The sequence below is a fragment of the Rahnella sp. PCH160 genome (assembly GCF_047784855.1).
Classification (GTDB): Bacteria; Pseudomonadota; Gammaproteobacteria; order Enterobacterales; family Enterobacteriaceae; genus Rahnella.
In genome coordinates this window covers 3894442-3914549 of record NZ_JBLOGT010000001.1, presented here as the reverse complement: position 1 = coordinate 3914549, position 20108 = coordinate 3894442, and the positions used below count along the sequence as shown (strand labels likewise).

The following is a 20108-nucleotide window of genomic DNA, read 5'->3' as shown; positions in this document are numbered from 1 at the left end:
CATTACTCCATCATTTTTTCGATTGGAAGAACCAGAATGGAGCTGGCACCCAGTGCTTTCAGCTTCTCCATGGTTTCCCAGAACAGCGTTTCACTGCTGACCATGTGCATGGCAACGCGTTGCTGATCGCCTGCCAGCGGTAAAATGGTCGGACGTTCAGCGCCCGGCAGCAGTGCCACGATCTCATCCAGACGCTCACTTGGCGCGTGCAGCATAATGTATTTGGATTCGCGTGCCTGAATAACGCCCTGAATACGGGTCATCATTTTGTCGATCAGCAGTTGTTTTTCCTGCGGCATTTCGCCATCGCGCTGAATAAGGCAGGCTTTGGAGCGGTAAATCACTTCGACTTCGCGCAGGCCGTTGGCTTCGAGCGTTGCGCCGGTAGACACCAGGTCACAGATCGCATCAGAAAGACCGGCGCGCGGGGCAACTTCTACGGAGCCGTTCAGCAGGCAGGATTTGAAATCAACGCCTTTTTTATCAAGATACTGTTTGAGCAGGTGAGGGTAGGAGGTGGCGATGCGCGCATTTTGCAGACTTTGCGGGCCGGTGTACTCGGCGTCCAGTTGGGTGGCCAATGACAGACGGCAACCGCCGAAATCCAGACGACGCAGTGTGAAGTAACGCGGGTCTTCGCCCTGAGCGCGGCGGCTCAGTAATTCTTCTTCCAGTACGTTCTCACCGATAATGCCCAGATCGACCACGCCGTCCATAACCAGCCCCGGAATATCGTCATCACGAACACGCAAAATGTCGATCGGCATATTTTCAGCGAAGGCGATCAAACGCTGTTCCTGCAGGTTGATTTTAATCCCGCAGCGGGCCAGCAGCTCGCGTGACTCATCGCTGAGGCGACCTGACTTCTGCATTGCTATCCGTAAACGTGTTTTATCCAGCATGATGACCTCTGTTTCTCAATTATTTATCGTAAATTCTGTTTGTCAGATTCTTTTACTTCAATTCCTTCGGCCATAAAAAAAGCCCCCGGAAGAAATCTTCCGGGGGCCTCTCTGCGTTCTGCGCCTCTGGAAGATCTAAACAGTCTCCCAGCACCAATCGCCTGAAAGACTAGTCAGGGTGATGGTGATGATGGTGGTTAATCAGAACGTTTGTCATGTCAGTGTCTCGTTTTGTTCATTCAGTGCCGCGTGATTCAAAACTGAATCATTCGCCACACGTATCAAATTCGTTGCCAATAAAACTAAACTATCGGGTGGTAACAGCGCAACCTTTTTTTCTGATGATGAGTTTTTCTTATCCGAAGCAGGGTTTTCATCAAATAAATGAATGATCTGCTAACAGACGCTGAGAAATCCTTACGCACCCCGCCAGGGAAAAGGCGTATTTTGCTAGTATATAGAAAGATATCTGCAACTGACGAAAGGTTGCCAGAGAACAAACGGAGCGATGTATGAAAAAAATTTCGATTATCGGGCTGGGCTGGCTGGGCATGCCGCTGGCAATGGCGCTGGCCTCAAGAGGGTACGACGTGGTCGGGAGCAAAACCACGCCCGACGGTGTGGATGCCGCCAGAATGGTCGGTATTGAATGTTTCCCGCTGGTATTCACGCCGGAAATAGAATGCGAAGCGGCCGACCTTGAACGGTTGCTCAATGTGGATGCCCTGATCATTACGCTGCCGGCGCGCAGAACCGCCGAAGGCAGTGAACTCTATTTTCAGGCGGTGCAGCAACTGACCGACAGCGCGCTGGCGCATAACGTCCGGCGCATTATATTTACCAGCTCAACCTCTGTGTACGGCGACCACGAAGGGGTGATGAAAGAAGACTCTCCGCTGCTGCCTGTTTCACGCAGCGGCATTGTGCTGAAAGAGCTGGAAAACTGGTTGCACGGTTTACCTAATACGTCGGTTGATGTGCTGCGTCTCGGCGGGCTGGTGGGCGGCGATCGTCATCCGGGGCGGTTTATGGCCGGAAAAACGCAGGTCAAAGGCGGTCAGCACGGCGTTAACCTGGTGCATCAGGATGATGTGGTTGCTGCTATCACCTTATTACTGAGCCTGCCAAAAGGCGGTCACACCTATAACCTCTGTGCGCCTGCGCATCCGGCTAAGGCCGCGTTTTATCCGGCACTGGCCCGGCAGATGGGGCTTGTGCCACCGACGTTTGCTGAAGAGCCTTCAGCAGGCAAGGGCAAAATCGTGGACGGCGACCGGATCTGTAAAGAACTGGGGTTCGAATATCAGCATCCTGACCCGCGAAACATGCCTTTCTAACTGACAACAGTTAATTCAATAATATTCCGTTATGACCTGCCTGAATTTTAGGCGGGTTTTGTATGCCGCTGTTTTTATGTTCAGTAACTATACAAAGGGATTGTCAGTCCACAATCTCTTTAGGCCATTATTAAATTTTCATTTCACGATAATCAGCCTGCTCAATAACAGATTAATCTCTGTAATTCTTTACGAATACCCTCAATGACCGCAGTTAACGATGTGCTTTATTCGCTTTTTCATAGCCTGAAGTGGCGTGGAATGCTGGTGGGGTAATAAAAATCCTATTCTCAGGCTTACAATTTGCCATTGAGCGGCATAAACCACTTTTTTAAGCACAATCATTAAAGTTTTCCTGAAGAGTTGCCGATACATCTGTATGGCCTAAGTCTGCCATTTCATCAATTCTGCTTATCAATCTAGTCTGATGACTGGATGTCTGCGCTCGCCTTGAAACAATTACTTACAATAATTGTCTTTTTGCTTTTAAAATAGCGTGGTTGCTCACGATTCCCCTACTTTTTGAACTAAATTTAACCAAAACTTTTCGGACCCGATGCCCTGCAGGGCAGGTGGTGACTGGTTTGTGCATAATTAGCACAATGATCACGCTATTTGAAATTTACAGCACAAAAGACTGGTTGAACTATGATTAATCAATCTGTGTGCTAACCATTTGGCTTTAATTGGTCTTTGTACGAAATGATCTCAAAATGGCGAAAAAACACAGTCTGAGCACCCGTTTTTAGACACTTTTTTACTTTTGGCTTAAAACTGCGCAAATTTTTACGATAAATTGCACTTTTGGAGACAAAATAAATTTTAAAAGTGTGATGTACGTCACACTTTATTCAAAATTCGGCAACGCCCAGATTGTATGTATAAAGGAAACGGGGTTAGAGTTGCGTCGTAGTAAGATTATTCCTAATAATGTATGTAAAAGCGTTTCACTGAATGAGATGCCATAACAGCAACGGACCCTGCCAGTACACCAAAACTGAACTGTTTCACGATTACTTAGCATTGCAATTGTCACAATTAATTTAATTTACATCAGGAACGACTTTGTATTGGCGGTGAAGTAAATACCGCGGGATAAATCTTTTTCTAACGTGAGATTTATTAATCAGCCAATGATCCAATTGTTTTGATAGTAAAAAATACTCCTGTCACGCCGGGTACAACTCTTGCTGCATGGAATATGTCTATCAATCAGCCACCTTAAAAAAGTGGCATCGGTAATGGGGTAGAACAGAATGTCCGAATTGCTTAAGCACATATATGATATCAACCTGTCATATCTATTGTTGGCACAGCGTTTGATTAACGACGAAAAGGCCTCGGCGATGTTTCGCCTGGGGATTGATGACGTGATGGCCGATACCTTGGGGCGACTGACGTTGCCACAGATGGTTAAACTGGCTGAAACGAACCAGCTTTTATGTCAGTTCCGCTTTGACGACAGCAATACCATTGAACGACTGACTCAGGAATCGCGCGTGGATGACTTACAACAAATCCACACCGGCATCCTGTTGTCCAGCCACCTGCTTAAAGGCCTGGCTGCGAAAGACAGCGGCGCGATGAAGAAAAGGGCGTAGCTATGTCTGGGAAAGATGCGTCAACCAAACCGGCAGAAAAAAGTATCGTCCAGGAAGCACGGGACATTCAGCTTGCCATGGAATTGATTACGCTGGGTGCCAGATTGCAGATGCTGGAAAGCGAAACGCAATTGAGTCGTGGCCGACTGATTAAACTGTACAAAGAATTGCGCGGCAGCCCGCCGCCGAAAGGGATGCTACCGTTCTCAACGGACTGGTTCATGACCTGGGAACAGAACATCCATTCTTCCATGTTTTACAACGCGTACTCTTTTCTCTTAAAGAGCGGACATTGTCATGGCGTGGAAGTGGTGATTAAGGCTTACCGCCTCTATCTGGAGCAATGTCCGGAACAACCGGGTGAAGCGCCGATCCTCGCGCTGACCCGTGCATGGACGCTGGTACGTTTTGTCGACAGCGGAATGCTGCAGCTCTCTGCCTGCAACTGCTGTGATGGTTCATTCATTACCCATGCACACCAGCCGCGCCACGGGTTTGTCTGCAGTCTTTGCCAGCCCCCATCCCGCGCAGTAAAAAAACGTAAACTTTCCCCGCAGGTTGCCGATATAACATCTCAAGAGCTGGACGAACAGGTCAAGCGCGCTGTCTGAGATTGTTAGGTTGCAGTATGTCGTCCGGAGCGGTGGAAACACCGCTCATCATTACCCCCTAACGTATCAGCCTTAATCTGGCCCCTTTTATGCACGTTTGAGCTGCATAACGCCGGGCAGATGGCACAGCCACGCGCTTTTCCTCGCCCTAAAACCACATCGAATTAAGGATTCATCGTGCTAGTGATAATAGGTTACCTCGTGGTCTTGGGCTCAGTGTTCGGCGGTTTCATGCTCGTCGGCGGTGAACTGGGCGCTTTATACCAACCCGCAGAATTGCTCATCATCGGCGGTGCCGGCATCGGTGCCTTCTTCGTCGGTAACAACGGCAAAGCGATTAAATCCACTCTGAAGGCCTTGCCACAGCTGTTTCGAGCGTCGAAATACAACAAAGCGTTGTACATGGATTTAATGGCGTTGCTGTACCGGCTGTTAGCCAAGTCGCGGCAACAAGGGATGCTGTCGCTGGAAAACGACATCGATAATCCGGCTGAAAGCGACATTTTTGCTAATTATCCCCGCATCATTGCCGATAAGCATTTAGTCGAATATCTGACTGACTATCTGCGCCTGATGGTCAGCGGCAACATGAACGCCTTTGAAATCGAAGCACTGATGGACGAGGAAATCGAAACGTATGAACACGAAAGTGAAGTGCCGGCCAACAGCCTGGCGCTGGTCGGCGATTCACTGCCTGCTTTCGGTATCGTCGCTGCGGTTATGGGGATCGTCCATACCCTGGCCGCAGCAGACCGACCGGCGGCGGAACTTGGGGCGCTGATTGCCCATGCGATGGTGGGGACCTTCCTCGGTATCCTCCTAGCCTACGGATTTATTTCCCCGCTGGCCAGCGTGTTGCGCCAGAAAAGTGCTGAAAACGCCAAAATGATGCAGTGCATCAAGGTGACTTTGCTGTCGAGCATTAACGGTTACGCGCCACAAATTGCCGTCGAATTTGGCCGTAAAACGCTTTACACCTCCGAACGACCTTCCTTCATCGAGCTGGAGGAACACGTTCGTCAGGTCAAGTCACCGGGCCAGAAACAAACTGAAGAAGAAAAAGTATGAAGCATCAGAGCCATCCAATCGTTGTTGTACGCAAGAAAAAGAACAAGCACGGCGGAGGGCATCACGGCGGTTCGTGGAAGATTGCTTACGCTGACTTTATGACCGCGATGATGGCTTTCTTTCTGGTGATGTGGCTGATTTCTATCTCCAGCCCTAAAGAACTTGTGCAAATTGCCGAATACTTCCGTACGCCACTGGCGGTGGCCATTACCGGCGGGCCACGCAGCAGCGATGCCACCAGCCCGATCCCCGGCGGCGGCGCTGACCCGACGGTGCAGGACGGTGAAGTCCACAAAATGGATCAATCGCAGGGTGATGCTAAGCGTGAAACCGGCGATTTAAAGAAATTGCAGCAAAAGCTCGAAGACATGCTGGCGTCGGATCCCCGGCTCAAAGGCTTGCGCCCGCATCTGATGATTAACCTCACCGAGCAGGGTTTGCGTATTCAGATTATTGATAGCCAAAACCGCCCGATGTTCCAGCTTGGCAGTGCGATTGTTGAGCCTTACATGCGCGATATCCTGCGGGCTATCGGGCCGGTTCTGGATGATTTTCCGAACAAAATCAGCCTGGCCGGTCATACCGATGACATGCCGTATGCGCAGGGTGAACGCGGCTACAGTAACTGGGAATTATCCACAGACCGCGCAAACGCCTCGCGCCGGGAAATGATTATCGGCGGTCTGAGCGAAGGGAAAGTGCTTCGGGTGATGGGCATGGGTTCTACCATGCAACTTAAAAACCATCCGGCCGGGGACGCGATTAACCGCCGCATCAGTATTTTAGTGTTGAATAAGCATGCGGAAGAAGCGATTGAGCGCGAAAACAGTGAGGGTGAAGCCATCACCATCAGTGACGCCGGTGAACTGCAAAGACAAGTGCCGGGACGTCAGACCGCACCGGCACTGGCACCCCAAATGAGCCCGGCTCCGGCTGCACCGGTCGCCGTGCCCGTGACACCAGAATCATCAGCAGCACCAGTAGCAGCACCATCAATACCCGGGATTACTACGCAGACGCCAGTGACACCATCGGCGGGCGCCCAACCTGCCGCAGCGGCTCCGGCCGCTGCGACGGTCACGGCACCTGCGACCACATCAACAAGCCGCGATTCACAGCAGAGGTGATCACGTGAGCATGGATATTACTGATTTTTATCAGACATTTTTTGATGAAGCAGACGAGTTGCTGGCGGACATGGAACAACATCTGTTGTTGCTTGATCCGCAAGCGCCCGATATTGAGCAGCTCAACGCGATTTTCCGCGCAGCGCACTCAATCAAGGGCGGGGCAGCGACCTTTGGATTTACGGTTTTGCAGGAAACGACCCACTTACTGGAAAACCTGCTCGACGGTGCTCGTCGTGCTGAAATGAGCCTGAGCACCGACATCATCAACCTGTTTCTGGAAACAAAAGACATTATGCAGGAGCAACTCGACGCCTATAAATCATCCCGGGATCCCGATGCAGAAAGTTTTGAATACATCTGCGCGGCCCTGAGACAACTGGCCCTCGACGCGCAACAAGAGCGGGAGCCTGCTCCGGATCTTCACGTTGTCGAAACCGTTTCTGCCCCCGGCGCGCCTGCAGCTCAGGCAGCACCGGCATCGGGTGGTCTGCGTGTGCGTCTCTCTGGCCTGAAAACCCAGGAAGTTCCGGTCATGCTGGAAGAACTGGGGAATCTTGGCGAGATTAAAGATCCGGTTCAGACCGCTGACAGCGTGGAAGCCACGCTGGTCACTACCGTGACCGAAGACGACATTATTGCGGTGTTGTGTTTTGTGCTCGAACCGGAACAAATCAGTTTCACCCACGCAGCCAGCGCCCCGGCAGTTGTCGAAGCGCCCGCTTCCGTACCTGCTGTGGCCGAGGTCGCAGCGGTTCCTGCCGCCCCGCGTTCTGCCCCGGTTCTGACCGCTGTGCCGAACAATGAAGTGGCAAAAGCCCGTGCGCCAAAAGCGCCGGAATCCACCAGTATCCGCGTTGCGGTCGAAAAAGTGGATCAGCTCATCAACCTGGTCGGCGAACTGGTCATTACCCAGTCGATGCTGGCGCAGCGTTCTGACTTGCTGGATCCGGTAGTTCACAGCGACCTGCTTAACAGCATGGGCCAGCTTGAACGTAACGCCCGCGATTTGCAGGAATCGGTGATGTCGATTCGTATGATGCCGATGGAATTCGTGTTCAGCCGCTTCCCGCGTCTGGTGCGTGATCTGGCAAGCAAGCTGAATAAGCAAATCGAACTGACGCTGCTGGGCAGCTCGACCGAACTCGATAAGAGCCTGATCGAACGCATTATTGACCCGTTAACGCATCTGGTGCGTAACAGCCTTGACCACGGCGTGGAAACGCCGGACGTGCGCGCTGCGAACGGCAAAGATCCGACCGGTAATCTGACGTTGTCTGCGGAACATCAGGGCGGAAACATCTGCATCGAAGTTATCGATGACGGTGCGGGGCTCAACCGCGAACGTATTCTGGCGAAGGCCGCGTCGCAAGGCATGAATGTCCACGACAACATGAGTGACGAAGAAGTCGGCATGTTGATCTTTGCCGCCGGGTTCTCGACGGCAGAAAAAGTCACCGACGTTTCAGGTCGCGGTGTGGGCATGGACGTGGTGAAACGAAACATTCAGGAAATGGGCGGTCACGTTGAAATCCATTCCCAGCAGGGCAAAGGCACCACTATCCGCATCCTGCTGCCGCTGACGCTCGCCATCCTTGACGGTATGTCAGTGAAAGTCGGCAAGGAAGTCTTCATTTTGCCACTGAATGCGGTAATGGAATCGCTGCAACCGCTGGCGGAAGATTTACATCCGCTGGCCGGCGGCGAGCGTGTTCTGCAAGTACGCGGTGAATATCTGCCGCTGGTTGAGCTTTATAACGTCTTTGATGTTAAAGAGGCGAAAACCGAAGCCACTCAGGGCATTGTGGTGATTTTACAAAGCGCAGGGCGTCGCTACGCGTTGCTGGTTGACCAGCTGATTGGTCAGCACCAGGTGGTGGTGAAAAACCTGGAAAGCAACTATCGCAAAGTGCCGGGCATTTCCGCCGCCACCATTTTGGGTGACGGCAGCGTGGCGCTGATCGTGGACGTGTCAGCCTTGCAGTCGCTGAACCGCGATAAATTAGCAACAGGCGCAACCGCCGCATAACAAGCAAAGCTTCCGGCGGCTGGAAACGTCGCCGGGTGTGAAGAACTCAGGCCGATTTAAAGATAAAAAGCAAAGGTGAACAACATGGCAGGACTTGCAACCGTGTCTAAAATTGCGGGCGAAACGGTAGGTCAGGAATTCCTGATCTTTACTTTAGGCGATGAAGAATACGGCATCGATATCCTGAAAGTGCAGGAAATCCGCGGATACGACCAGGTCACCCGCATTGCCAACACCCCGGCATTTATTAAAGGTGTGACTAACCTGCGTGGTGTGATTGTGCCGATCCTCGACCTGCGCGTGAAATTCGCTCAGGAAGATGTGATTTACAACGAAAACACCGTGGTGATCGTCCTCAACTTCGAAAACCGTGTGGTTGGTATTGTGGTCGATGGCGTTTCTGACGTGTTGTCGTTGAGTCATGATCAGATCCGCCCTGCACCTGAGTTTGCAGTGACAATGTCGACGGAGTACCTGACCGGGCTGGGGTCGCTGGGTGAACGTATGCTGATCCTGGTGGATATTGAGAAGTTGCTGAGTAGCGAAGAAATGGCGTTGGTTGATTCGGTGACGAAGATTTAAGTCTTTGAAGTCAAAACCGTGGGTGTCGGCCCACACCGACTTGGGGGGCGGCATATCGCCGCCGCCCCCCAAGACCCCCCGGGCTCTTTCACTGCGCGCTGCCGCTGGAACGACGGACATGTTCTGGCACATCAGTGGGTGGCGCAAATCTTGCCGCTGCGCGGTTCCCTTACTCGGTTTCGAGCCTCTGGTCTCGAAACTCTCGCGCGGCAAGATTTTGAGCGCGCCAGTCTCGAACAAATACCCGTCTCCAACAAATACCCTTCTAGAACAAATGCCAGTCTCGAACAAATAAAACCCTCTCCGTGATTCTTATGTAAAGTCATAGGGTTAATGGCGTTGTCTTGCTCCTCCCCCTGCGAAGGGGAGGCCGGGAGGGGGTTTTAATGCCCTCTCTGCAATTCCCTGAAAACCATAAAAACTCTTTGGAATCAGCATCTCATTCCCGAACTTTGCCCATTTTTAATGTGTGGATATCCAGCTATTGTCTCCTCGCTGCGGCAAAATCCGCAGCCGGGCTTAGGAACCTGGTTTTCTGCCGTAGCACCGCACTTTGTGCTTGGCCGAAAGGCGAAAAACTGATCGCTGAAGCGATTGGCGTACGGGCAGAAATCATCTGGCCGAGCCGCTACAGCGAAACGAAATACCTGTGAAATTTGGGCCATACGCAGCTGATTATCCAAAAGGGGTCTCGACCCCTTTATTTTCGCGTTCCGCTAAGTTATTGATTTAACGTTATGTATTATTAGTGGCCGAAAAAAGGGTTTTAAACAGAATCAGGCGCTAAATCATTATTTCATCGGGAAATATCGTTAATATGCAACGGTTCGCTGCCGCGCAGGCAGCACACGAATGAGTTAACCCACTGTTTTATTGCTAAATAAATCTATTCCCCAAAATCTCTCCAAAACTCTTCCCCAAAACTGACTGATAATTAAACGGCAATGACAATCCATTTTTCTTTGCGCTCATCATGATAGAGCTCAGTCATCTTCGCTGAAGTGTGTCCCAGTAATTCCTGTGTGTTGATCCCCTGGGCTTTATATAAGCGTTCAGAAAGAGAGCGTTGTTCGTGAAATGTCGGCGGTGTTTTACCTTTTTCAATTTTTATTTTGGCGCAATCCCGAGCTTCGGCGAATCGCTGCGTTAATGATCCTTCAGCTACAGGTGAACCCAATGCTGAACCTCCCACGACCGTTGAATTATGGACAAGGTGCTTACTCAGAACTCGGTCGCGGCATCTGTTAATCACATCGCGAACACTCATGTTGATGGCATCACAATGCAACGATAAGGGGATCGCTATCCGGATTTTGCCTTTCCCCTTTCCCTGGACAACATGAAGCATGTCATCCCAAATATCAGAGAATTTCATTTTTACAATGTCGCCACGGCGCTGGCCAGTAACTACAGCGAGCAGCATGGCATTGCAGATATACGGTGATCTGTGTTCAGCCTCGCGATAAATCGCCCACCAGTTCTCGAGCGTGAGTCTCTGTCTGGATACTTCATCCAGCGGTTTACGGGTGGCCAGAGCCGGATTGAAGCCGGGGGGGACCTCTCCGGCAAACTGTGCTTCTTTAAACATGTCGATCCACGCCGCCCGCATAACCTGCGCCATCCTTGTTTTATTCGCATCGACATATTCGTTTATCAAAGCAGCCATCTCACGCGCGCCAACATCTTTAAGCAATATATTTTGCGACCTGGCCGAAAGGAGTTCCGCACACGCCTTACGGCCTCTAGCGGTTGATGATGCCAACTCTTTTCGCTGCACGCGTCGATCAAGGATCGCCTTATATTCTTTCACCCACTGCTTTAACCGCATGTTCTGAGCATTAGGTTCGGTTCTTTGCTTCGCGATGTCTATTAGGGCGAAAGATTGAGAAGTTAATTGCTCTGAGGTAATGCGATTCATTTCAAGAGCCGCAATGTGCGCGGCTTCTGAATCCGTACCAAAACCGATGAACTCCCCCGTGATAGGGTGACGGTATTGCCAGTACGTTTTGTTGTTTCGCTTATCCAATTTGCAATACAAGTTCGGTGTTGAAATGGTGTATTTACGGGGTCTTGCTGCCATTAAGTGCTTTCTCCACTAAAGTGCGGGCGTTGGCTGAAAGATGGTTCGATATTTCGACCCGATCAACCATACCAACAAACCTTGCTTCCTCATCAACGACCCACCGCCGACCCTGTTTTACTGCCGGCGGGTAAGTCTGCCGGGTTTTTGCAATTCGATGCAGGGTGGCTTTACACGGTGGTTCTTTGAAGCCATTTGGCCCTGCTGCCCATTCCGCTAAAGAAACTAATTGGCCCATGCTATTACTCCACACGTTTAGTTATAGCCGGCTGCAAACCGGCTTACTGGCTGATCCAAAATCGGCCGTAATATTTCCCAGCTCGCCACCAGGGCATTTTTTCACCTGGTGGCATAGCTGGCGCAAACTCAACTGGAACAAACCACAGATTCAGCATTCGTTTCACAAAAACACGCCTGACGAAATGCGAACGGGTTATCTCAGTCATTATCTGTGTCCCTCGCATGTCCAATCCCGGCAGCCGTCAAAGTCGTAAGGGTTTTCCTGCCAGCTGATCTTTCCGCAACTTGGGCAGTTCCAGCGGGTCTTGACTGATAATTTGCGACGCTTCTGACGTTTTAACCAGCCTGGCTGACGCAGGCCCGCGCTTTGAATCATGGTTCGGCGGTCGAGCAGGTTGATGTTGAACGTCCTGCGTTTCACTGCGTCAGCTGTAGTGAACGGTAACCAGACCAGGTTGATATCTGTTGTGTCAGGCTTTGCAAAAGTTCTGGCTTTGCTGAAATCATCACTCGGCAACAGGTCTGACAGCCAATACAAATCATTGCCATTCCATTTGCCTTTAACGAAAGCCACATATTCTTTGCAGCCTTCTTCGATAACGGTCTCATCAGGGATATGCCGGTTGTCAGCATGCCAATGAAAGCAGCAAAAGTTTCACCAGCGCGCGCAGGATCCGGATGTTCTGTGCCGTCTTCGGCGGTTAGAAGTGGGCCCCAAGTTTTAAACTCTTCGACGTTCTCCAGCATCATCACACGCGAGCGTTTCGCCAGTGCCCAGCGGATCACAATCCACGCCAGCCCACGAATTTCTTTCTTAACCGGTTTGCTGCCCTTCGCCTTGCTGAAGTGACGGCAGTCCGGACTGAACCACGCAAGACCAACCGGGCGGCCAGCGGTTGCCGCGACAGGATCCACGTCAAACACTGATTCGCAGTAGTGCAGCGTTTCAGGGTGATTGGTGGTGTGCATGGCGATAGCATTTTCGTCGTGGTTGATTGCGATATCCACGCTGCGCCCGGTTGCCATCTCAATGCCAGTGCTCGCACCGCCGCCGCCTGCAAAATTGTCTACGATGATTTCTTTCACGCTATTGCTCCCATTTTGCGGGCAAGTGTGCCGGCGGTATCAATGATCTGGTCGACCGGCATTCCGTCCATTTTGAGGCGGTTGATGTGGTGACGAAGTTTGTTCTGCAGGTGCGCGTCGAGATTTGAAGACTCCGCGACCAGGCCAAAGAGATGATTAACCTCGGCTGGCCACACGCGGTTGCTGGTTTCCGGCACTGGAATAATTTCAGGAATATTTTGTTGCTGGGTTTGTTGTAATGCGCCAGCAATAGCCTGGTAATGGCCGGTCTGTGCTTTTGCGCGTGAGTTGCGCTCTGCAGGCATTGTGGTGAACTTCGCCGGTACCAGGTCGATATCGTTAAACGGGTTTTCGTTGCCCCAGTGATGCCAGCCAGCGGCGTCACCACGGCTGAACAGCTCAATGCGGGATACGGATCCGTAAAGCTCTTCGAGACGGAAACGCACCTCGGCTGGCTTTTCGCTATGCTCGCCGCGACAGCTATGAACGACCTGTTTAACGCTGGCGCTGACTCGTTCAAGCCCGGTGCCGCGAGTGGCGATCAGAACATCTTCGCTATTGCCACGCGTGTAGTTGCCGCCGTTCATTACCGTTTCTGCACTCAGCGCATCCAGAAAATCCTCGAAGTCGAGCATGGTTTGATCAGCCAGGGCCCGTTCTATGCGACCGCGCGCCTGCTCATAAAGCTTGACCCATGTGAAGCCTTTCATGGTCTTGACCTTGAAGCCCCACGCCTGCGCCAACTCGACGGCCTCGGCGGCAAAGTTGCCGGTGTACCACAGCGCAAGGACCGCGTTGTCGGCGGCGATTGACCAGACCGGCAGACGCTTAATTTCTTCGAGCGTCATGGTGCTGTAATGGTCATCGGCGGCGCCGTTGCTGATTTTGTTGCTGTATTGCCACGGCGGATCTGCATAGATGAGCTGATACATCAGGCCGGTACCCCGCATATTTTCGAAAGTGAACGGTGGTGATTCATTACCGTTGCCACGTATGACGCTTTCCGGTTCATCACCTCGATGGCGTAGTTCCGGCCAGCGACGCGCACCTGGTAAGTTTCGCTGTTCTTTCGCCGGGCGTAATCACCGTATTTCTGTTGGTGGCAGCTCAGTGCAGTTTCTGCTGCCTGCTTTTCTTGCGGCGTAGGATTGCCGCGAATGATGTGACGCATGGCTTTCTCCAGGCGTAAAAAAGCCCCGCGGTTGCGAGGCTCATAAGGTCCGATAAACCAAAGTGACTAGTAAAGACGGTCAATCATTATTGTATTTATCGCAGGATGGGCAGAAATCAATTCCAGAATACTCCTCAAACACTTGTTTAATAGTGTCAGTTGCATCGAGCTGGTTTTCAAAAGAATCTAACTCACCACGCTTAAATGCAGCACTTGCCATTTTATACGCAGGTTCCAGCTCACCATCGCCTTCGTAAATACAATCTTCATGAAATCTGCAGTTAGTAAGTGCTCCTGTTTCAAGTAGAACGCCCAAAGCATAATCTCTTTGCTCTTCTGCCAACTCAAAAACTCCCATCTCGACCCCCTTCATTTATGAATAACTAGGAAAGAAACCGCCATAATTCTCGTAAATTAGCCGATGAATTATACTTATAAATTAGTGAGTATTTCTGGGTTTGCTGGCAATTTTATGGAATTTGTTAGAATTATTTTGCAGTACCTTTGGTCTCCGCAAACTGCTCGACGAGCTCGACAACATCCACGCCCAGGGCTTTCCCAATTTCCAGAAACAATACCGTTGTGTCATTCAGACTGCGCTGAATGCTTGGGCCGCTTTCGAAGCCCAGCGACAGCTTGCAGGTCATGCCGTGATGCTTATTCAATTCGCACCAGATATTTAATCGCTCTGCGACGCCGGTGCGCTCATTACCGCAATTGTCATGAACGACCAGGCGTTGGCGGAGGTCTGTAATGTTTAACTTTTCCATCTTGGAACCTTTTTCAGACGTAAAAAAGGCCGCCAATTGGCAGCCTTATGTGTTTTCAGTGATGTTCAGTATTCTTTTGATTTCAGAACTCTCCTTTTCCACCAATTGCTCGTAACAACAGGGTAAATAGAAGCAATAACTGCAGATGTGAATAAGGCCCTATAAGCTATGTTCGGTGAGAATGGAATGCCAAACAAAGCACATTGAAATAAATAACAAATGACAAACAACACGAATACCTTGAGTGCTTTCATCATTTTTTCTCCTTAGGCTGAAAATCCATCTTACTATTAATCATCAACGGTAATCGGTAGATTATATCTTTCTTATGCCACTTTTGCGCAAGCAAGTCTTGATATATTGAAAGCTCCTGTGAATTTGCTGAATAAAACACGCGGAACTCCGTATACAGCGCCAGCAGGACAGACTAACTGTGTTGAATTAGAGGCCATGTATCTGTTAGTACCTTGAGAGTAGTTAGGTAGATCAGTGTTGTTAAAGTTATCTCTCATTAATTGTGAATATGTTGAACTGGTTGTAGAAATCAATGCACCTGCTGAATCATACCAGGATATAGATGATTGCATCTGTAGACTCCCCGTGGCAGACAGTGGCTGAATAGCTCCATACACGTAGAATATATTTCCTGCCTGACACGGAAATTTTTCTCCTGCTAAAGTTAAGAATCCGTTATCTGCTGCGCTTGTTACGCTTAGTTGATTCCCTCGTCCATCGCTTCTTGCTGTTACTGACCCGGTCATCTGACTTCTACTGGCAACAGCAAACCTTACAAAAGTTCCTGTCGCTAAGTCAGTCCCCACCACTTCAGAACTAAAATCATATCCCCTATTAAGAATATAATAAGGAGATGGTATTTGCCTAAATGCATCCTTAAAATAATTAGTCATATACAGGCGGCTGCTAGTGGAGGCGAAAATGTCTTCAGTGTATGCAGGGTATTCATGACGGAAATCAATGCTATCAAGAAGTACCTGAGTATCGCCGTTTGTGAGAAGTCGGCTAGGTGAGTTAATGATTGTTGCTGCAACAGATGCGTCAGGACGTGCAAGGAATATAACCTGATGCATCATAACAATGCTGTTAGATAAGGCAGTAACTGGGCTGTTTACCAGATAACCGCCCCATTGTTCAAAATGACTTTGAGAAACTTTTGCAGACAGATATGTCGCAGTTGCACCTAAAAGGAATACATCACCAGGGCCGAAGTCAAAACTGCATCCGATGAAGTTGGTGTCCATCGCCGGCATATTGATGTAGATATGAGCCAGCAGCATATGTCCGAAAATGCAATCTATGGCGTTCATACGTTCACCAGAGTTTGTGCTGGCGCTGCTCGGTGCTGCCCAGTTCGCATTATTATACTCAAAATGGCATTTTTCAAGAGTCGTAAGATAGGTATCAATAGACCCGAAGCAAACCGCATAGTTAGTGTTTCTAATCGCGAGGTTACTGATCCGCACGTTTCTACAGCCGGATTTTCCTGATGAAGTATTCCCGATAAAAAGGCCGTTAGAGCTGCTAGCCGATTGCGCTGGCCCTTGCAAATAGATCTGGCCGCCGATGGATGAGATATTGTCACCCTTATGAAACGTGGTATCTACACCGGCTACGGTATTAGTGATGCTCCAGATGCTACCTGTGGTGATCGCTGTCGCATCGATCTTGACGTTGCCATAGGCGACGATACGCACCCATGAAGGCATCGTAATAGCCGCAGAAAGTGTATAGGCCCCAGCGTTGATAGCGATGACAGGAGCGCCATAGAAGCCATTTGCCAGGACATAGGCGTCAACAAAAGCAATCGCTTTAGTCAGAGATGCGTAGAGGTCACCAGCCGGCTTAAGCCCCATCATCCGCAGATTGATAATGGAGTCCTTGAAGACGCGTTTAAGCCGCTTCTGGTCTGACGTTACCAAGATGCTCCAGCCGTCATCTGCCGAAGATGTGTCGGTACTGTCATAGACAAATTGATCGCCCAGCAATCCATTTAAATTAACTGTAGGATACTGTGTTGATACATCGGCGGAAAGCCTTACCGCCTGTATGTCCTCGAACCCTTTTAACTGTGCTATGGTCTTATCTAAGTCATCCTCGCTATATACGCCGATATTTTGGCGTACAACTACTGCATTTTCTACATCTGCCAAGTTTTTGCTCTTTGGCATTGTCACGCCATCTGATGCAGACAAAGACGTTATAACCGCATCAGAGCTAGCCTGACTCTCTGCTTTGCTATCGACACCCAGATTAGCTCTTGCGGTGGCTTTATTCGCCACATCGTTGAGATTCTGCGCCTTGTCTATTGCGCCATTTATCAGAGATATGTCGCCTGGTGCTCCGAGACGGGATAATACATATTGAACATAAATAGGATCGTTATTAGCTAATAAGTATTCATTAAGCGTGCCGTCTGGTGATGTAGGCAAAATATTTATTTTACCTACAGAAATCAAATCTATGTTTTTATATATTATTGATACGGAATAATATCCTGTCGTTACGGGAATGCTGTAACTCCCGTCAGCGCCAGTCATGGTTATGCTGTCTGCTGTCAGAGTAACATCAGTATAGTTACTTAGCGTGTTTAGCACTATTCTTGCCGCAGCTAATGCCTGGCCGTTAGGTGCTTTAAGTATTCCTGAAATAATAGGCATAGCTTTATCCTTTGTTAGGTGATAACAGAGAATGGCTTTTTTACAGACATAAAAAAACCCGCCGGTGGTGCTCCTGGCAAGCTGCTGATCTGTAGATTACCTGATTCACTGCCGATATTATTCTTCATTTTTATCTGATACAACAGGCCATTTCCACGGATCGAGCGGTTTGCATGTACCCCTGGTAGTTATTAGGACGCGGTAAGAACGACGTGTTCTTTTTCGATCGGCTGGATGGTTGGTGTCCAGCAGCAATCTGGCGCGACCGTGGCCGCCGCCGCGCTGGCCGGAATCGCGGTAGTAATATTCTTTCGGGCTGGCGACCCACGTCGTTGCGGTCATGTGCAACTTGACGCGCTTCTGGCCGTCTGCCCGCACAACTGTGCCGGTGTGTGTTTTGATTTAGGCATGGTGATTGCCTCGGTAGGAAAGGGGATTACCAGCCCTGAACGGGCTGGCGCTGCTGGCCGTTAGAACGGAATATCGTCGTCGAAGTCCTGAACCGGCTGTGATGCCGTATTACGGTTCTGCAGACCAGTTGTCTTGGGCTGATTCGTCTGGCTGGTATAAGGATTTGCTAGGGGGTGTGCGCCGTTGGCGCGCTGCGCGTTGGTACCGGCATTCGGGTTGCGATCGTCCTTATCCGTCAGCCCGGCAACCATCTTATCGACAGCTTCAGCTGGTTGGTTCTCGGCGTGCTCGGCATACGTTTTACGGGTGCCGCACTTGAATGCCTGGCGGATCTCCATCCGGTATCCGTCGCCACCATTGGCTTTCGTATAGAGAGTTTTCTGCAGGACAAGACCCACAGATTTGCCGACAAGCATCTGGTTATGCCATTCCTCGCCTTCCGGTCCCTGTACTTTTACCGGCGCTGCTTCTTTGATGCCTGCCGACCACATCAGGGCGGAGATCAGGCCCATGCCGAACGTTGGCTCGCCATCTTTGCCCAGATAGTTAATGCGCAGGTAGTTGGCTTTCGCACCGTTAGAGTCGAGGCTGATTTCCAGCGCCTGTGACTGACTGCCGTCTTTACCAAAGGTGTAAACAGCGGAAGAGATAACGCCTTCATACGCGCCGTTCTCAGAGATACCCATGTTGCCAGCCTTTTTGGCCGCTTCCGGATCGAATTTAAAGCTCATTGGTTGTTGCATCAGATTGTTGCTCCTAAGGAATCAGACATGAAGTCGCAGATCGCGACGTCCACAGCTTTGAGGTCGTTGTCCATTTCGGACTGGTCAGGGAAAAGGTCTGGCGGGGCTTTAGCCGTGTCGTTGTCGTCACCTTTGATTAGGAAGACGTGCTTCCCGTCTTTCTTGATGGCGCGCAAAACGATGGAGAAATACCCCTCGGGCGTCAGCTTTTCGTTCAGCATCTTCCCGGCGGTTTTCATCCGGATTTTGCCTTCGCTTTCTTCTGTGTGAGCCAGAAAGTAAACTCGAACGTCGTCCGGCAGCTGTGTGGCGGCGGTGATAATCCGCCAGACGTGATCGGCCATTTCAGTGAATTTGGTGTAACCGGTCTGATAGGCACGCATCATGTTTTCGTGCTGCATGACGACTTGGAAGTCATCGATGATCAGCACCTTTCGCGATTTGGAGAGAACCATGCGCTGGATCTTGTCCTGCACTTCGTTCCAGTCATCGGTTCGGAACACGTTACCGCGCTGCGGTTCGCCGTTCGCGTCAGGCTGGCCGTGAATGCGCCAGCCTTTCGAGCGGAACGGGAGTAGTTTGGGGATGCATTGGATCAGAAGGCATTCTTCTGGCTCGAAATTGCGCAGGCTGTACGACTTGCCCGCGCCGGAGTCCCCGAGTATCAAAACTGGAGTACCCATCAGAACATCGCTCCCATGTAGTGGCGCATTGTGAATTTCTGATCCTCGTTGAGGTCCATATTCGATAAACACCAGCGGAAATATTCGGGGTGGTTTGCACCGATATCCGCAAAGGTTTGGTCTTTGTGCTTCCCGAATTTCATGATGTAGAGCAGAGAAGGGCTGTTCGTGATTTCCCGCATCTGTGAGATTGTCCAGCGCGCCTCTTTATTCATTCGCAACAGGATCGCTGCGGTGACGTAACAGTCATAAAGTGCGCGGTGCGGGTAGAGCCCCTCAGGCACGTAAGGGTTGATATCCTTCGCGTAACGCAGGTACTGGTTACCGTGACCGCCTTCCGGCCACAACTTACGGGCCAGTTTCAAGGTGCAGATCCACGGTGCGGTAATCTGCGGCAGCTTTTCACGGTCAAATGCGGCGTTGTGTGCAACGTAGATATCCGCGCCGAGGTACTTATCAATCACATCGTCGATGAGCGGTGCGTCAGCCACCATTTCCTCTGTGATGTGATGCAAAGCCATAGCCTCAAAGCTGATAGGCTCAGGGGGCTTTACAAAGTCGCTCATGGGGTTGCAGATTTCACCGTTTACGATATCGACGCTGGCCACCTCAACTACGCCGCCGGGAATTGACGTCGTTTCGGTGTCAATTACTCGAAATGTAAGCACGCTGATTTCCTTTGTCGGTTTGGGCATCCAGAACTGCCTCGAGGTGAGAGAGCCGCACGGCCAGGTTTGCGAGCTGCATCGGCGATATCCGCCGGGCGATGCACAGCGATAAAATCAGGTCTTCCGTGGTTTTTGCCTTGTTCTGAACGTTCGGCATCAGTTCCATAACGCGTCCACCAGTAGCAGGAACAGAGTCACCGCCAACAGCATCGCTGTAGGGAACCAAAAGCCGCGCCACGTCAGTGGCTGCCAGTTGCGGACGTCATCGCCGGACAATTTGTGGCGATACTGGATTTTTTGAGTAGGCTTCATTTCCATGATGTT

The 20108-nt window shown here is 50.6% G+C and carries 22 protein-coding genes, 2 pseudogenes and 1 other annotated feature; of the genes and pseudogenes, 9 read left to right on the top strand and 15 right to left on the bottom strand.

Annotated elements, in window-relative coordinates; genetic code table 11:
* Positions 1-2: 2 nt before the first annotated feature.
* Entirely contained in the window at positions 3-902 is a 900-nt protein-coding gene (hisG, locus tag ACM5QY_RS18075) for an ATP phosphoribosyltransferase (protein ID WP_416122070.1), read from the bottom strand.
* A gap of 73 nt (positions 903-975) precedes the next feature.
* Positions 976-1096, bottom strand: a sequence feature (His leader region).
* A gap of 318 nt (positions 1097-1414) precedes the next feature.
* Here hisG and ACM5QY_RS18070 point away from each other — a divergent pair.
* From ACM5QY_RS18070 to ACM5QY_RS18035, 8 genes are all read left to right on the top strand, one after another.
* Entirely contained in the window at positions 1415-2239 is an 825-nt protein-coding gene (locus ACM5QY_RS18070; RefSeq protein WP_416122069.1) for an SDR family oxidoreductase, read from the top strand.
* A gap of 1256 nt (positions 2240-3495) precedes the next feature.
* Positions 3496-3840 (top strand): flagellar transcriptional regulator FlhD, encoded by a 345-nt coding sequence (gene flhD / locus ACM5QY_RS18065; RefSeq protein ID WP_104922405.1) that lies wholly within the window; start codon positions 3496-3498, stop codon positions 3838-3840.
* Between the two features lie 2 nt (positions 3841-3842).
* Positions 3843-4451, top strand: coding sequence for a flagellar transcriptional regulator FlhC (flhC, locus tag ACM5QY_RS18060; protein ID WP_416122068.1), 609 nt, complete (start codon positions 3843-3845; stop codon positions 4449-4451).
* A gap of 177 nt (positions 4452-4628) precedes the next feature.
* The gene (motA, locus tag ACM5QY_RS18055; RefSeq protein WP_104922403.1) at positions 4629-5519 is read left to right on the top strand and encodes a flagellar motor stator protein MotA; all 891 of its coding nucleotides are present in this window, start codon (positions 4629-4631) and stop codon (positions 5517-5519) included.
* Positions 5516-6646 carry a flagellar motor protein MotB gene (gene motB / locus ACM5QY_RS18050; protein ID WP_416122067.1) on the top strand — a complete coding sequence of 377 codons (1131 nt, stop codon included), beginning with the start codon at positions 5516-5518 and terminating at the stop codon, positions 6644-6646. The genes motA and motB overlap by 4 nt, the downstream gene beginning before the upstream one ends.
* A 10-nt stretch (positions 6647-6656) precedes the next feature.
* A complete protein-coding gene (gene cheA / locus ACM5QY_RS18045) occupies positions 6657-8675 on the top strand; it encodes a chemotaxis protein CheA (protein ID WP_416122923.1) in 2019 nt (672 codons plus the stop codon).
* 84 nt (positions 8676-8759) lie between these two features.
* Entirely contained in the window at positions 8760-9257 is a 498-nt protein-coding gene (gene cheW / locus ACM5QY_RS18040; RefSeq protein WP_416122066.1) for a chemotaxis protein CheW, read from the top strand.
* Between the two features lie 386 nt (positions 9258-9643).
* Positions 9644-9910 carry a helix-turn-helix domain-containing protein gene (locus ACM5QY_RS18035; RefSeq protein WP_416122065.1) on the top strand — a complete coding sequence of 89 codons (267 nt, stop codon included), beginning with the start codon at positions 9644-9646 and terminating at the stop codon, positions 9908-9910.
* A 281-nt stretch (positions 9911-10191) separates the two neighbouring features.
* On the opposite strand, the gene ACM5QY_RS18030 is transcribed toward ACM5QY_RS18035, so the two are convergent.
* The 9 genes and pseudogenes from ACM5QY_RS18030 to ACM5QY_RS17990 all read right to left on the bottom strand — a co-directional run bounded on the left by ACM5QY_RS18030 (position 10192) and on the right by ACM5QY_RS17990 (position 17279).
* Entirely contained in the window at positions 10192-11337 is a 1146-nt protein-coding gene (locus ACM5QY_RS18030) for a phage integrase Arm DNA-binding domain-containing protein (RefSeq protein WP_416122064.1), read from the bottom strand.
* Entirely contained in the window at positions 11318-11575 is a 258-nt protein-coding gene (locus ACM5QY_RS18025; protein WP_416122063.1) for an excisionase, read from the bottom strand. Before ACM5QY_RS18025 ends, ACM5QY_RS18030 begins: the two co-directional genes overlap by 20 nt.
* A gap of 207 nt (positions 11576-11782) precedes the next feature.
* Positions 11783-12214: pseudogene (locus tag ACM5QY_RS18020) on the bottom strand (hypothetical protein); the annotation flags it as partial.
* Positions 12178-12663: pseudogene (locus ACM5QY_RS18015) on the bottom strand (DNA cytosine methyltransferase); the annotation flags it as partial. The pseudogenes ACM5QY_RS18020 and ACM5QY_RS18015, both read right to left, overlap by 37 nt.
* A complete protein-coding gene (locus tag ACM5QY_RS18010; RefSeq protein ID WP_416122062.1) occupies positions 12660-13595 on the bottom strand; it encodes an MT-A70 family methyltransferase in 936 nt (311 codons plus the stop codon). The gene ACM5QY_RS18010 and the pseudogene ACM5QY_RS18015, both read right to left, overlap by 4 nt.
* Positions 13595-13834, bottom strand: coding sequence for a DUF4060 family protein (locus ACM5QY_RS18005; protein ID WP_159281210.1), 240 nt, complete (start codon positions 13832-13834; stop codon positions 13595-13597). The genes ACM5QY_RS18010 and ACM5QY_RS18005 overlap by 1 nt, the downstream gene beginning before the upstream one ends.
* Positions 13835-13913: 79 nt before the next feature.
* The gene (locus tag ACM5QY_RS18000) at positions 13914-14192 is read right to left on the bottom strand and encodes a hypothetical protein (RefSeq protein WP_416122061.1); all 279 of its coding nucleotides are present in this window, start codon (positions 14190-14192) and stop codon (positions 13914-13916) included.
* Positions 14193-14322: 130 nt separating this feature from the next.
* Positions 14323-14604 (bottom strand): hypothetical protein, encoded by a 282-nt coding sequence (locus tag ACM5QY_RS17995; RefSeq protein WP_416122060.1) that lies wholly within the window; start codon positions 14602-14604, stop codon positions 14323-14325.
* 326 nt (positions 14605-14930) lie between these two features.
* Positions 14931-17279: a prophage tail fiber N-terminal domain-containing protein gene (locus ACM5QY_RS17990; protein WP_416122059.1), complete on the bottom strand. Its 2349-nt coding sequence runs from the start codon at positions 17277-17279 to the stop codon at positions 14931-14933.
* 234 nt (positions 17280-17513) lie between these two features.
* Here ACM5QY_RS17990 and ACM5QY_RS17985 point away from each other — a divergent pair, with 234 nt between their 5' ends.
* The gene (locus ACM5QY_RS17985; protein ID WP_416122058.1) at positions 17514-17753 is read left to right on the top strand and encodes a hypothetical protein; all 240 of its coding nucleotides are present in this window, start codon (positions 17514-17516) and stop codon (positions 17751-17753) included.
* Here the strand turns inward: ACM5QY_RS17985 and ACM5QY_RS17980 are convergent.
* The 5 genes from ACM5QY_RS17980 to ACM5QY_RS17960 are packed head-to-tail and all read right to left on the bottom strand — an operon-like array spanning position 17750 to position 20102.
* On the bottom strand, positions 17750-18433 hold the full coding sequence (locus ACM5QY_RS17980; RefSeq protein WP_416122057.1) for a hypothetical protein: 684 nt from the start codon (positions 18431-18433) through the stop codon (positions 17750-17752). The two genes, ACM5QY_RS17985 and ACM5QY_RS17980, sit on opposite strands and share 4 nt — an antisense overlap.
* A complete protein-coding gene (locus tag ACM5QY_RS17975) occupies positions 18433-19116 on the bottom strand; it encodes an ATP-binding protein (RefSeq protein WP_416122056.1) in 684 nt (227 codons plus the stop codon). The genes ACM5QY_RS17980 and ACM5QY_RS17975 overlap by 1 nt, the downstream gene beginning before the upstream one ends.
* On the bottom strand, positions 19116-19784 hold the full coding sequence (gene exoX, locus ACM5QY_RS17970; RefSeq protein ID WP_416122055.1) for an exodeoxyribonuclease X: 669 nt from the start codon (positions 19782-19784) through the stop codon (positions 19116-19118). The genes ACM5QY_RS17975 and exoX overlap by 1 nt, the downstream gene beginning before the upstream one ends.
* Positions 19762-19950: a hypothetical protein gene (locus ACM5QY_RS17965; RefSeq protein ID WP_416122054.1), complete on the bottom strand. Its 189-nt coding sequence runs from the start codon at positions 19948-19950 to the stop codon at positions 19762-19764. The genes exoX and ACM5QY_RS17965 overlap by 23 nt, the downstream gene beginning before the upstream one ends.
* Positions 19941-20102 (bottom strand): hypothetical protein, encoded by a 162-nt coding sequence (locus ACM5QY_RS17960; RefSeq protein ID WP_416122053.1) that lies wholly within the window; start codon positions 20100-20102, stop codon positions 19941-19943. Before ACM5QY_RS17960 ends, ACM5QY_RS17965 begins: the two co-directional genes overlap by 10 nt.
* Between the last annotated feature and the right edge of the window lie 6 nt (positions 20103-20108).